General features: G+C 70.0%; 11 protein-coding genes. 10 read left to right on the top strand and 1 reads right to left on the bottom strand.

Annotated features, from left to right (window positions below; all coding sequences use genetic code 11):
• The first annotated feature begins 82 nt into the window (after positions 1–82).
• The 10 genes from rpsA (at position 83) to ACK2IS_RS09625 (ending at position 12,856) form a co-directional block, all read left to right on the top strand.
• The gene (gene rpsA / locus ACK2IS_RS09670) at positions 83–1,561 is read left to right on the top strand and encodes a 30S ribosomal protein S1 (protein WP_409483125.1); all 1,479 of its coding nucleotides are present in this window, start codon (positions 83–85) and stop codon (positions 1,559–1,561) included.
• A gap of 224 nt (positions 1,562–1,785) precedes the next feature.
• Positions 1,786–2,721, top strand: a complete 936-nt coding sequence (locus ACK2IS_RS09665; protein WP_409483124.1) for a carbohydrate ABC transporter permease — start codon at positions 1,786–1,788, stop codon at positions 2,719–2,721.
• Positions 2,721–3,653, top strand: coding sequence for a carbohydrate ABC transporter permease (locus ACK2IS_RS09660; protein WP_409483123.1), 933 nt, complete (start codon positions 2,721–2,723; stop codon positions 3,651–3,653). Before ACK2IS_RS09665 ends, ACK2IS_RS09660 begins: the two co-directional genes overlap by 1 nt.
• A gap of 85 nt (positions 3,654–3,738) precedes the next feature.
• Complete coding sequence (locus ACK2IS_RS09655; RefSeq protein ID WP_409483122.1) at positions 3,739–5,055, top strand: ABC transporter substrate-binding protein; 1,317 nt, start codon at positions 3,739–3,741, stop codon at positions 5,053–5,055.
• A gap of 104 nt (positions 5,056–5,159) precedes the next feature.
• Positions 5,160–6,263, top strand: a complete 1,104-nt coding sequence (locus ACK2IS_RS09650; RefSeq protein ID WP_409483121.1) for an ABC transporter ATP-binding protein — start codon at positions 5,160–5,162, stop codon at positions 6,261–6,263.
• Positions 6,264–6,270: 7 nt separating this feature from the next.
• Positions 6,271–7,197 carry a glycerophosphodiester phosphodiesterase family protein gene (locus ACK2IS_RS09645; RefSeq protein WP_409483120.1) on the top strand — a complete coding sequence of 309 codons (927 nt, stop codon included), beginning with the start codon at positions 6,271–6,273 and terminating at the stop codon, positions 7,195–7,197.
• A gap of 37 nt (positions 7,198–7,234) precedes the next feature.
• The gene (locus ACK2IS_RS09640; RefSeq protein ID WP_409483119.1) at positions 7,235–8,242 is read left to right on the top strand and encodes an asparaginase; all 1,008 of its coding nucleotides are present in this window, start codon (positions 7,235–7,237) and stop codon (positions 8,240–8,242) included.
• Between the two features lie 24 nt (positions 8,243–8,266).
• Positions 8,267–9,460 (top strand): dephospho-CoA kinase, encoded by a 1,194-nt coding sequence (coaE, locus tag ACK2IS_RS09635; RefSeq protein ID WP_409483118.1) that lies wholly within the window; start codon positions 8,267–8,269, stop codon positions 9,458–9,460.
• Positions 9,461–9,513: 53 nt separating this feature from the next.
• Positions 9,514–11,622 carry an excinuclease ABC subunit UvrB gene (gene uvrB, locus ACK2IS_RS09630; RefSeq protein ID WP_409483117.1) on the top strand — a complete coding sequence of 703 codons (2,109 nt, stop codon included), beginning with the start codon at positions 9,514–9,516 and terminating at the stop codon, positions 11,620–11,622.
• Positions 11,623–11,866: 244 nt separating this feature from the next.
• On the top strand, positions 11,867–12,856 hold the full coding sequence (locus tag ACK2IS_RS09625; protein ID WP_409483116.1) for a TerC family protein: 990 nt from the start codon (positions 11,867–11,869) through the stop codon (positions 12,854–12,856).
• Positions 12,857–12,871: 15 nt separating this feature from the next.
• On the opposite strand, the gene ACK2IS_RS09620 is transcribed toward ACK2IS_RS09625, so the two are convergent.
• Positions 12,872–13,744 (bottom strand): EamA family transporter, encoded by an 873-nt coding sequence (locus tag ACK2IS_RS09620; RefSeq protein ID WP_409483115.1) that lies wholly within the window; start codon positions 13,742–13,744, stop codon positions 12,872–12,874.
• Between the last annotated feature and the right edge of the window lie 6 nt (positions 13,745–13,750).

The following is a 13,750-nucleotide window of genomic DNA, read 5'->3' as shown; positions in this document are numbered from 1 at the left end:
GCCCATGGGTGAACTGCGCCCGACGTGCAGGCCAGCACCATACCCACCTATTCACCCTGTCCATCATCGGAGTTCCTACTACATGACTGCCAGCCCGGTCGAAAAGACCGCTCCCCAGGTCGCGATCAACGACATCGGATCTGAGGAGGACTTCCTCGCCGCGATCGACGAGACCATCAAGTACTTCAACGACGGAGACATCGTCGAGGGTGTCATCGTCAAGGTCGACCGGGACGAGGTCCTGCTCGACATCGGTTACAAGACCGAGGGTGTCATCCCGAGCCGCGAGCTCTCGATCAAGCACGACGTCGACCCGTCCGAGGTCGTGACCGTGGGCGACGAGGTCGAGGCGCTCGTCCTCCAGAAGGAGGACAAGGAGGGTCGGCTGATCCTGTCCAAGAAGCGCGCGCAGTACGAGCGCGCCTGGGGCACGGTCGAGAAGGTCAAGGAAGAGGACGGCGTCGTCACCGGCACCGTCATCGAGGTCGTCAAGGGTGGACTCATCCTGGACATCGGTCTGCGCGGCTTCCTGCCCGCCAGCCTCGTCGAGATGCGCCGTGTCCGCGACCTCCAGCCGTACGTCGGCAAGGAGATCGAGGCCAAGATCATCGAGCTCGACAAGAACCGCAACAACGTGGTCCTGTCGCGCCGTGCCTGGCTGGAGCAGACCCAGTCCGAGGTCCGCACCACCTTCCTCAAGGAGCTCGGCAAGGGCCAGGTCCGGTCCGGTGTCGTGTCGTCGATCGTCAACTTCGGTGCGTTCGTCGACCTCGGTGGGGTCGACGGCCTGGTGCACGTCTCCGAGCTGTCCTGGAAGCACATCGACCACCCCTCCGAGGTCGTCGAGGTGGGCCAGGAGGTCACCGTCGAGGTGCTCGACGTGGACATGGACCGCGAGCGTGTCTCCCTGTCGCTGAAGGCGACGCAGGAGGACCCGTGGCAGCATTTCGCCCGCACCCACGCCATCGGCCAGGTCGTCCCGGGCAAGGTCACCAAGCTCGTTCCCTTCGGTGCGTTCGTGCGCGTCGAGGAGGGCATCGAGGGTCTGGTCCACATCTCCGAGCTGGCCGAGCGCCACGTGGAGCTGCCCGAGCAGGTCGTCAACGTGGGCGACGACATCTTCGTCCGCGTCATCGACATCGACCTGGAGCGTCGCCGCATCTCGCTGTCGCTCAAGCAGGCCAACGACCCCTCGGTCGTGTCCGACGAGTTCGACCCCACGCAGTACGGCATGGCGGCCGAGTACGACGAGGCCGGCAACTACAAGTACCCCGAGGGCTTCGACCCGGAGACCAACGAGTGGCTCGAGGGCTACGACAAGCAGCGTGAGGCCTGGGAGAAGCAGTACGCCGAGGCGCACGCCCTGTGGGAGGCCCACAAGACGCAGGTCGAGGAGGCCCAGAAGGCCGACGCCGAGGCCGCTGCCTCCGGCGACGTCGCGCCGACGACCTACTCCTCCGGCGGCGTCTCGGAGAGCGTCTCCTCGTCCACCGGTGAGGGCACCCTCGCCTCCGACGAGGCTCTGGCCGCGCTCCGCGAGAAGCTGACCGGCGCCAGCTGAGGCCCACCCCGCGAGGGGTGATCCGACGGGCCGGAACCGGTCCTCGCCGACGCCCGAGGCCCCGTCCACCAGCTGGTGGACGGGGCCTCGGGCTGTCCGGTGGGATGAGGGTGCGCCATACAGGCGACGAGCTGGTCAAGGTTCACGTCAACCCATGCAGCAGATGCCGGACATATCCATGACGTTCACAACCCGTTCACCAGGAGCGGCAAAGGTCGGACCTCGTGCCCGCATCCCCCACCTCCCGCCCAGGCGGACGGCGTCGCCCGGCCTCGCGCCGCCCCGCGGCGCTCGACGGCCGTGAGGGTCTCCTCGCCGCCCTGCTGCTCCTGCCCAACCTGATCCTGCTGGTGATCTTCACCTGGCGACCCCTGATCGACAACATCAGGTTGTCCTTCACGGACTGGAACATCTCCTCGCCCGTCGCCCATGGCGTGGGTCTGGCCAACTACCGCGAGTGGTTCGGTCGGGAGGACACCCGGACCATCGTGGGCAACACCCTCATCTTCACCGTCTCCACCGTCGTCGGCTCGCTGCTCATCGGCCTCGCCCTGGCCCTGCTCCTGGATCAGCAGCTGAAGGGACGCAACCTGGTGCGCTCGCTCGTCTTCGCGCCCTACGTCATCTCCGGCGCGGCCATCGGGGTGGCCTTCCAGTTCGTCTTCGACCCGACCTTCGGCCTGGTGCGCGACCTGCTGGCCCGGATCGGGGTGGCCTCGCCGAACTTCTACCAGGACGCCCCGTGGGCACTGTTCATGGTCACCGTGACCTACATCTGGAAGAACATCGGCTACACCTTCGTGATCTACCTCGCCGCGCTCCAGGGGCGGCGCTCGGACCTGGACGAGGCCTCGGAGATCGACGGCGCCTCCCGCTGGACCCACCTGTCCAAGGTGGTCCTGCCGCAGCTGCGCCCCACGACCTTCTTCCTGTCGATCACGGTGCTCCTCAACAGCGTCCAGGTCTTCGACATCATCAACGTGATGACCCGGGGCGGCCCGGTGGGCACCGGCACCACCACCCTGGTCTTCCAGGTCTACCAGGAGACCTTCGTCAACCAGCGCGCGGGCTACGGCGCCACCGTCGCCACGCTCATGTTCCTCGTGCTGCTGCTCGTGACCATCGTGCAGGTCCGCGTCATGGACAAGGAGCACGCCTGATGCCCGCTTCCGCCACCGCCACCGACCACGCTGCCGGTACGCCGGACCCGGCCCACGACCGTCCCGCCCGCGGCCCGCGGCGGCCCCGCCAGGCGGCCGGGGTCAACACCTCGAGCACGGCGATGAAGGCCCTGGGCTACCTCGGCATGCTGCTCGTGCTCCTGGTCATCGGGGTCCCGCTGTTCTGGATCGTCATCACCTCCCTGAAGGAGCGCGGCGACATCTACACCCGGCCGGCGATCTACTGGCCCAGCCCGGCGACGGGGGAGAGCTACCACGCCGCCGTGACCGAGATCCCCTTCACGGACTACCTGCGCAACTCCCTGATCATCACGGCGGCGGTGTCGGTCGCCAAGATCGTCCTGGGTGTCCTGAGCGCCTATGCGCTGTCGCTGCTGCGCTTCCGTGGCCGCAACCTGGTCTTCCTGTTCGTGGTCGCAGCCCTGATGGTGCCCAACCAGATCACCGTCATCTCCAACTACGCCCTGGTCAGCCAGCTGGGCTGGCGCAACACCTACCTGGGCATCATCGTTCCCCTGGCGGGGGTCGCGTTCGGGACCTTCCTGATGCGCAATCACTTCCTGTCGCTGCCCTCCGAGATCATCGAGGCGGCCCGCATGGACGGTGCCGGCCCGATGAAGCTCCTCTGGCGCGTCGTGCTCCCGCTGTCCTGGCCCACCCTCGTGGCCTTCTCGCTGATCACCGTGGTCAACGAGTGGAACGAGTACCTGTGGCCCTTCCTGATGTCGGACGACGAGCACACAGCACCGCTGCCGGTGGGTCTGACCTTCCTGCAGAACAACGAGGGCCTCAACAACTGGGGACCGGTGATGGCGGGCACCGTTCTCGCGGTCCTGCCCGTCCTGGTGCTCTTCCTGTTCCTGCAGCGGCACATGATCAAGGGCCTCACCTCCGGGGCGGTCAAGGGCTGACCCTCCTGCCACCGCCGTCCCCCTTCCTTTCCCCATCGTCGACGAGCACCCAGCAGCGCCGACCCATCCCTCAAGGAGCCATCCCATGACGACCTTCCCCCGCCGGGGCTTCCTCGGCCTGACCACCGCCGTGACGGCGGCCGTCGCCCTCGCCGGCTGCGCGGGCACCGGCAGCGCCGGCACCGACAGCTCGTCCGCGGGCGGCGCCGGTGGCACCACCACCATCGACTTCTGGAGCAACCACCCCGGCAAGTCCAAGGACACCGAGAAGAAGCTCATCGAGCAGTTCGAGAAGGCCAACCCGGGCATCAAGGTCAAGCTGACCGACGCCGGCAAGAACTACGAGGAGGTGGCGCAGAAGTTCAATGCCGCCCTCGCCGGAGGCAACCTGCCGGACGCCGTGGTCGTCTCCGACGTCACCTGGTTCACCTTCGCGCTCAACAAGCAGCTGGCGCCGATGGACGACCTGACCAAGGAGGCCGGTCTGTCCACCACGGACTACGTCGAGTCTCTCTACAACGACTACACGCTCATGGGCAAGCACTACGCCCTGCCGTACTCCCGCTCGACCCCGCTGTTCTACTACAACAAGGACCTGTGGGCGAAGGCCGGCCTGCCCGACCGCGGTCCCAAGACCTGGGACGAGTTCGCCACCTGGGCCGCCAAGCTGCAGCCCGTGATCGGGTCCGACAAGGTCGCCATCGACCTGGCCGACGGCTCGAACTACCTCGACTGGTACTTCCAGTCCATGGCCTGGGGATTCGGCGGTGGCTACTCCAAGGAGTGGACCCCCACCTTCACCGACCCCGGCACCATCAAGGCGGGGGAGTACCTCAAGATGCTCTTCGCCAAGAAGTACGCCCGCGCCTCCGCCGACCCGGCCACGAGCTTTGCCTCCGGCATGTCCGCCGCGCTGGTCGAGTCCACCGGCTCGCTCAAGGGCATCACCAAGGACGCCAAGTTCAGCCTCGGCACGGCCTTCCTCCCGGCCCCCGACGGCACCAAGGCCTGCCCGACGGGCGGTGCCGGCATCGGCATACCGGTCGGCATCTCCGCCGAGCGCAAGAAGGCCGCGGTGAAGTTCGTGGAGTTCATGACCAACGCGCAGAGCACGGTCACCTTCACCCAGGCCACGGGCTACATGCCGGTCCGTACCTCCGCCATGGACGTCCCCGAGGAGAAGGCGTACCTGCAGGCCAACCCCAACGCCAAGACCGCGGTGGAGCAGCTGCCGCACACTCGCTCCCAGGACAACGCCCGCGTCGGCGTGCCGGGCGGGGGCAAGCGCATCGGCACCGCCCTCGACCAGATCGCCCAGGGCGGCGACGTGAAGTCGGTCTTCGAGGGTCTCCAGAAGGAGACCCAGTCCGTGATCGACGCCCAGGTCAAGTCCAAGCTGTGACCCCCAGGCGGCGCGCAGGCACCGACCTGCGCGCCGCGACCGACCGGGGCCAGCGGGTCCGCCCGCCGGTCCCGTCCCGCACCCTCAACCCGCAGGAGAACCCCGTGGCCACCGTGGCTTTCGACGGCGCGAGCCGGATCTACGACGACGGCGCCCGCCCGGCCGTCGACGCACTGACCTTCGACATCGCCGACGGCGAGTTCCTCGTCCTCGTCGGCCCCTCCGGGTGCGGCAAGTCCACCTCGCTGCGCATGCTGGCCGGCCTGGAACCGGTGGACGAGGGTCGGGTCCTCATCGACGGCGCCGACATGACCGGCGTCCGAGCCCGCGACCGCGACGTGGCGATGGTCTTCCAGAGCTACGCGCTCTACCCCAACATGACGGTGGCGGACAACATGGGCTTCGCCCTGCGCAACGCCGGCGTCTCCAAGGCCGAGACCGCCGAGCGCGTCGCGGAGGCCGCCCGGATCCTCCAGCTCGAGGAGCTCCTCGACCGCAAGCCCGCCAAGCTGTCCGGCGGCCAGCGCCAGCGCGTGGCGATGGGCCGCGCGATCGTGCGGCGGCCCAAGGTCTTCTGCATGGACGAGCCGCTGTCCAACCTCGACGCCAAGCTGCGGGTGTCCACCCGTTCCCAGATCGCCTCGTTGCAGCGCCGGCTCGGGGTCACCACGGTGTACGTCACCCACGACCAGGTCGAGGCCATGACGATGGGGGACCGGGTCGCGGTCCTCAAGGACGGCATCCTGCAGCAGGTGGCCTCCCCCGAGGACCTGTACGAGAGGCCCGTCAACACCTTCGTCGCCAGCTTCATCGGGTCGCCGGCGATCACCTTGCTCGACGCTCCCGTCCGTGAGGGCGTGGCCGACCTGCACGGCGTCCCCGTGCCCCTGCCCCGCAAGACCGCCGCCGGGATCACCGGGGGTCGGGTCACCGTGGGGATGCGCCCCGAGGGCTGGCGCCTCGCGGGCGAGGACCGCACCCAGGCCCTGCCCGTCGCGGTCGAGCTCGTCGAGGCCCTGGGCAGCGAGTCCTTCGTCTACGGCCGTCCCCGGATCGGGGCCGACGCGGACGAGGACGCCCCGCGGGTCGCCATCCGGCTGGAGCGCGGGCTCCGGGCGCAGCCTGGTGAGGTCCTGCACGTCACGGCCCAGCCGGGGGAGGCGTACTTCTTCGACGCCGAGACCGGCCTCGCCCTCGGGGAGCGTTGACCCGGCCATGACCGACCGCGACTGGCAGCCGCTCGCCCGGGGCCCCTGGGACTCACCAGGTCTGGACGTGCAGGGACACCGCGGCGCACGCGGACGCATGGTCGAGAACGTCGTCGACGGGTTCCTGCTGGCCGCCTCCCTGGGCTGCCGGTCGGTCGAGCTCGACGTCCTGCTGACCGCCGACGGCGTGCCCGTCGTGTGGCACGACCCGGTGCTCCTCGCCGACAAGATGACCGGCTCGGACGACCTCGTCGGCCGCCGCGTCGACGAGCTGGACCTCGAGGAGCTGCAGAGCATCGACGTGGGCTCACGCACCCTGGCCCGCTTCCCCGACCAGGAGGCTGTCCCGGGAGCCCGGATCAGCACCCTGGAGGACCTGCTGCTGACTGTCGGGGGGGCCTACCCGCGGCTGTGGTTCACGGTCGAGGTCAAGGTCGACGCGCGCGACGAGCGGATGGCAGCCCGCCGCGAGGAGCTGGTCCGGGCGACGATCCTGGCGATCCGGCGGGCGGGGGTGGGGGAGCACGCCATCATCCACTCCTTCGACTGGGCGGTGCTGGACCTCGCCCGCCGCCTCGACCCCGACCTGACCCGCTCGGCCCTGCTGGTGCCGGGCGTGACGTGCGTGCCCGGGAGCCCGTGGACGGGTCCGGTGGATCCCACCGCGCACGGCGAGGACGTGGTGTCGGCCGCCCGCGAGGCCGGAGCGCACATGCTGGCGCCGCACTTCGCCGTGACGGAGGACCCGACCCCGGACACCGAGCTCTACGTCACCCGCGAGTTGGTCCAGGCCGCCCACGACCAGGGCCTGGCCGTGGTGTCCTGGACCGTCAACCACCCCGAGGACCTCCGTGCCGTCGTCGCCGCCGGCGTGGACGGCGTGGTCACCGACCACCCGGACCGCGCCCTCGGCCTGGACCTGACCGTCGGATAGCGTGCCCGCACCACACCCGGTCCATCAGGAGGTCGTCGTGCCCGCGCTGCCCGTCGTCGCCATCGGTGCCCTCGGGGGCACCATCGCCATGCGTCCCCCGGCGCCGGGGGACCCCGTGGCGCCGGGGTTGACCGCGGACGACCTCGTGACCGCCGTCCCGCGGCTGGAGGAGATCGCCCGGGTGCGCACCCACACCATCTGCAACGTGGGGTCGCCGTCGATCACCTTCGCCCACCTGCTGGCGGCGCTGGACTGGGCCGACGAGCAGGTCCGGGCGGGCGCGACCGGGGTGGTCCTGACCCACGGCACCGACACCATGGAGGAGTCGGTCTACTTCCTGGACCTGCTGTGGCGGCACGAGGCTCCGCTGGTCCTGACCGGGGCGATGCGGTCCGCGCAGGAGCCGGGCGCCGACGGGCCGGCCAACATCGTGGCCGCCGCCATCGTCGCCGCGTCCTCGGCTGCCCGCGGGCTGGGCGCCCTCGTCGTCATGGACGACGAGGTGCACCTCGGGGACCGGGTGACCAAGACCCACGCCACGGCACTGGCGCCGTTCGACAGCCCGTACGGCGCGCCGGTGGGCCGGGTCGAGGAGGGGCGGTTGCTCCTGGACTACCTCCCGGCGGAGAGCCGCCCGCCCGCCCTGCCGATGCCGAGGCGTCGGGACGTGCGGGTGGCCCTGCTCGAGGCCTTCGTCGACGACGACGGCCGGATGCTGCAGCTGGCCCTGGACGACGGCTACGACGCGGTCGTGATCGCCGGCGCCGGCTCGGGCCACGTGTCCCAGGAGGCCGCCGACGTGGTGGCGCGGGCCGCCGCGCACATCCCCGTCGTCGTGGGCACCCGCAGCGGCGGGGGACGGACGACCACGCGGCTCTACGGCTACCCCGGCTCGGAGTCGGACCTGATCCGCCGGGGCGCGATCATGGCCGGCAGTCTCAACCCGCTCAAGGCCAGGCTGCTGCTGTGGGTGCTCCTCGCGACGGGGGCCGATCGGCAGGAGATCGCCGAGGCCTTCCTGGTCCGGGGGCGTCAGGCGCGCTGAGCGACCTGGGGGTAGCCTCGGGCCATGTTGCGCATCGGTCTGACTGGAGGCATCGGCTCGGGCAAATCCACCGTGTCGCGGCGGCTCACGGAGCTGGGCGCGGCGGTGGTCGACGCAGACCTCGTGGCCCGCGAGGTGGTCGCGCCGGGCAGCCCCGGGCTGCAGGCGGTGACGGACCGCTTCGGCACGGCGGTGGTGCGGGCCGACGGCACCCTGGACCGGGCCGCGCTGGGGGCCCTGGTCTTCGACGACGAGCGGGCCCGCCGCGACCTCGAGGCCATCACCCACCCCCGGATCGCGGCGCGCACCGAGGAGCTGATGGGGCAGGCGGGTGCCGACGCGATCGTCGTGCACGACGTGCCGCTGCTGGTCGAGAAGCACCTCGGCCCGGCATACCACCTGGTCCTGGTGGTGGACACCCCCGCCGAGACCCGGGTGCAGCGCCTCGTCGAGCAGCGGGGGATGACCGCGGGCGAGGCCCGGGCCCGGATGGCGCACCAGGCCACGGACGAGCAGCGGCGGGTGGCCGCCGACGTGCTCCTGGACAACTCGGGCTCGACGCAGGAGCTGACCGACCAGGTGGACCGGCTGTGGCGGGAGCGGATCCAGCCGTATGCCGAGAACCTGCGCACGCGCACCCGCGCCCGCCGCGCGGACGTGCCGACGCTCGTGGACTACGACGACACCTGGCCGGAGCAGGCCCGGCGCCTGATCGAGCGGATCAGCCAGGGGATGGGTCCACTGGCACCGGAGATCGAGCACATCGGGTCCACGGCGGTGCCCGGCCTGGCCGGCAAGGACGTCGTCGACCTGCAGATCGGGGTGGCCGACCTGCGCGACGCGGACGCGCCGCAGTTCCTGGAGCGGATGGAGGACCTGGGCTTCCCCCGGTCGACGGGCAACACGATGGACCAGGTCAAGGACGAGGTGCCGGATCCCTCGATGTGGGTGAAACGCTTCCACGGGACCTGTGACCCTGGCCGCATCGTCCACGTCCACGTCCGCGAGACCGAGGGCGCGGGCTGGCAGTACGCCCTGCTCTACCGCGACTGGCTGCGTGGCGACGCGTCGGCGCGGGAGGACTACCTCGCCGAGAAGCGCCGCCTCGTGGGCTCGTGCGAGACCACCGATGCCTACGCCGAGGCGAAGGAGCCGTGGTTCAACGCCGTGTGGCCACGCATGCAGGCCTGGGCCAAGCGCACCTCCTGGCACTCCTGAGTCCCGCCCTGCGGCAGCAGGGGTATGTCGGTGGTCGGTCCTAGGCTGGGTCCATGCGACCGACCACCGACATCCAGCGCCGGGTGGCGCCCTTCCACGTGGTGTCCGAGTTCTCCCCGAGCGGGGACCAGCCCACGGCGATCTCCGAGCTGGCCCGGCGCATCGAGGCGGGGGAGCAGGACATCGTGCTGCTGGGCGCCACCGGCACCGGCAAGTCGGCGACCACGGCCTGGCTGATCGAGCAGGTGCAGCGCCCGACGCTGCTGATGGCGCCCAACAAGACGCTGGCGGCGCAGCTGGCGAGCGAGTTCCGGGACCTGCTGCCCGACAACGCGGTCGAGTACTTCGTGAGCTACTACGACTACTACCAGCCCGAGGCGTACATCGCCCAGACGGACACCTACATCGAGAAGGACTCGTCCATCAACGAGGAGGTCGAGCGGCTGCGGCACAGCGCGACCAACTCGCTGCTGACGCGCCGGGACACCGTGGTGGTCGCGTCGGTGTCCTGCATCTACGGCCTGGGCACCCCGCAGGAGTATGTCGACCGCATGGTCCGGCTCAAGGTGGGTCAGGAGATCGAGCGTGACGAGCTGCTGCGCAGGTTCGTCACGATGCAGTACACCCGCAACGACCTGGCCTTCACCCGCGGCACCTTCCGGGTGCGCGGCGACACCGTCGAGATCATCCCGCAGTACGAAGAGCTCGCCATCCGCATCGAGCTCTTCGGTGACGAGATCGAGCGGATCTACACCCTGCACCCGCTGACCGGGGAGGTCGTGCGCGAGGAGCAGGAGATGTACGTCTTCCCGGCCACGCACTACGTCGCCGGCGAGGAGCGGATGGAGCGGGCGATCACCGGGATCGAGCACGAGCTGGAGGAGCAGCTGCGGACCTTCGAGCAGCAGGGCAAGCTCCTGGAGGCCCAGCGGCTGCGGATGCGCACCACCTACGACATCGAGATGATGCGTCAGGTCGGCACCTGCGCCGGCATCGAGAACTACTCGATGCACATCGACGGCCGCGCCCCGGGGACCGCGCCGAACACGCTGCTGGACTACTTCCCCGAAGACTTCCTCCTGGTCATCGACGAGTCCCACGTGACGGTCCCGCAGATCGGCGCGATGTACGAAGGTGACATGTCGCGCAAGCGGCAGCTGGTCGACCACGGCTTCCGGCTGCCGAGCGCCATGGACAACCGCCCGCTGAAGTGGGAGGAGTTCCTCGAGCGCATCGGCCAGACGGTCTACCTGTCCGCCACGCCGGGGGCCTACGAGCTGGCCAGGTCCGAGGGCGTGGTGGAGCAGATCATCCGCCCGACCGGTCTGATCGACCCCGAGATCGTGCTCAAGCCCACCAAGGGGCAGATCGACGACCTGCTCCACGAGATCCACCGGCGCACCGCCGAGGACGAGCGCGTGCTGGTCACCACGCTGACCAAGAAGATGGCGGAGGACCTCACCGACTACCTCCTCGACAAGGGCGTGCGGGTGCGCTACCTGCACTCCGAGGTCGACACCCTGCGCCGGGTGGAGCTCCTGCGCGAGCTGCGGATGGGCGAGTACGACGTCCTCGTCGGCATCAACCTGCTGCGCGAGGGCCTCGACCTGCCGGAGGTCTCCCTGGTGAGCATCCTGGACGCCGACAAGGAGGGCTTCCTGCGGTCGACGCGCTCGCTGATCCAGACCATCGGACGGGCGGCGCGCAACGTCTCCGGCCAGGTCCACATGTATGCCGACACGATCACCCCCTCCATGCAGGAGGCGATCGAGGAGACCAACCGCCGTCGGGAGCGCCAGGTGGCCTACAACACCGAGCGGGGGATCGACCCACAGCCGCTGCGCAAGCGCATCGCCGACATCACCGACCTGATCGCCAAGGAGGAGGCCGACACCGAGGCGCTCCTGGGCAGCGCTCGGGGTCAGTCCCGGGGCAGGGCCAAGGGGCGGGGCGCCGCGGCCGCGGCCGGCGCCGAGAAGGGCGCGCTCCTCGACCAGGCCCGGTCGATGCCGGCCGCCGAGCTGGCCGAGCTCATCCAGGAGGTCACCCAGCAGATGCACCAGGCGGCGACCGAGCTGCACTTCGAGCTGGCGGCTCGGCTGCGGGACGAGCTCGGCGACCTCAAGAAGGAGCTGCGGCAGATGACGGAGGCCACCCGCTGACGAGGTCCGCGGCGGGAGTCGTGACCGGGACCGCACGGGTCTGATCCCGGTTCTCGTGTGGGACACTTGACCTCGTCACGGAGGGGAGTATCCCTACGCGGTGGCCTCGTCATCACGGAGGGCCGACCTGGTCGGCGTTCCCGGGGCGCCGGTCCGCCTCGGGCGGGAGAGACCTCCAGCACGCGCGGAGCCCTGCCCCGCCGCGAGCTCCGGTCTCTTCCTGCACCGTGAAAGGTCTCCTGTCGTGAACGTTCCCCTGTGGGTCTGGATCGCCTCCCTGGGCGTCACCGTCGCCTTCCTGCTCGCCGACGTCGTGCACATGGCGCGGTCACCGCACACCCCCTCGATGCGCGAGTGCACCCGCCACCTGGCCTTCTTCGTCGGTGCGGCGGTGACCTTCGGCCTGGGCGTGTGGTTCTTCGCCGGTCCGACCTACGGCCTGCAGTTCTTCGCGGGCTGGTTGACGGAGTACTCGCTGTCGGTCGACAACCTGTTCGTGTTCCTGATCATCATGGCGAAGTTCTCGGTGCCGGAGAAGCTCCAGCAGACGGCACTGATGGTGGGCATCATGATCGCCCTCGTGCTCCGCGCCATCTTCATCGCCGTGGGGGCGGGCCTGATCAACCAGTTCTCGTGGGTCTTCTACCTCTTCGGGGCCTTCCTCATCTACACCGCGGTGAAGCTGGCGATGGAGGGGGAGAGCGACGACGACGAGTACGAGGACAACGCCTTCACCCGGTGGGTCGCGTCACGGTTCCCCGCCACCCAGGAGTGGCACGGGCCGAAGATGTTCGCCCACGTCGACGGCAAGAAGGTCATCACCCCGATGTTCCTGGTGATCCTGGCCCTGGGCACCACGGACCTGCTCTTCGCACTGGACTCGATCCCGGCGATCTTCGGGCTCACCAAGGAGCCCTTCCTGGTGCTGATGGCCAACATCTTCGCGCTGATGGGTCTGCGCCAGCTCTACTTCCTCATCGGCGGTCTGCTCAAGAAGCTCGTCTACCTCGGCGTCGGCCTGTCGATCCTGCTGGCCTTCATCGGCGTCAAGCTGATCCTGCACGCGATGCACGAGAACACGCTGCCGTTCGTCAACGGTGGTCACCACATCGGCTGGGCCCCGGAGATCCCGATCACGGTGTCGCTCGGCGTGATCGTCGGCATCCTGGGGATCACCACCGTGGCGAGCCTGTGGAAGTCCCGGCGGGACGAGCGCCTGGGCCTGGACGACTGAGCGCCGCGGCGAGGGTCAGGTCGGTGCCGTCGGCCGCGGCGCCGACCTGCCGCGCATCACGGTGACGCTTGCGAGGACCACGAGCGCCATGCCCACGACCTGCGGCCGGTCGAGCCGCTGCCCGAGGACGACCAGTCCGGCTGACGCGGCCGCGGCGGGCTCCAGCGACAGGAGCACCCCGAAGACCCGGGCGTCCAGGTCGCGCAAGGCAAGGAGCTCGAGCGAGTAGGGAATCACGCTGGACAGCAAGGCGACCCCGAAGGCAGCGCCCCACCGGCCGGGGGTCAGTGCGGCGGGATCGGCCTGGGCCAGACCGAGCGGCACGACGAGCGCCGCTGCCACGAGCATCGCGAGGGTGAGCCCGTCCACGGCCGGGAAGTGTCGGCCGACCCGCTGGCTGCACACGATGTAGGCCGCCCAGCAGGCCCCCGCCGCGAGGGCCAACCCGATGCCCAGGTGGTCCAGCGCGGCCCAGGGGATGCTCAGCGCGCCCGAGACGAGAGCGACGCCGGCGAGGGCGGCGGCCACCGACAGGGCGTCGACGAGTCGCCGCGACAGCGCGGCGGCGAGGGTGAGCGGCCCCAGGAACTCGACCGTGACGGCGACACCGATGGGCAGGCGGGCCAGGGAGGCGTAGAACGTGGAGTTCATGACCGCCAGCGTGGTCCCGAGAGCCACGACGGCCAGCCATCCCGAGCGGCCGTGACCGCGCACCCCAGGTCGGGTGGCCAGCAGGAGCACGGTGGCACCAAGGCCGAGGCGCAGGGCGACGGTGGGGAGCGCGCCAAGGACGGGCACCAGGGTGGCCGCCAGTGCCCCGCCGAGCTGGACCGTGACGATGGCGGCTACGACGAGTAGCGGCGGTGTTGCACGGCGTTGCGGGCTCATGGCGGT

It is taken from the genome of Arsenicicoccus dermatophilus, assembly GCF_046267915.1.
Classification (GTDB): Bacteria; Actinomycetota; Actinomycetes; order Actinomycetales; family Dermatophilaceae; genus Arsenicicoccus; species Arsenicicoccus dermatophilus_A.
This window is presented reverse-complemented; position numbering and strand designations above follow the sequence as displayed.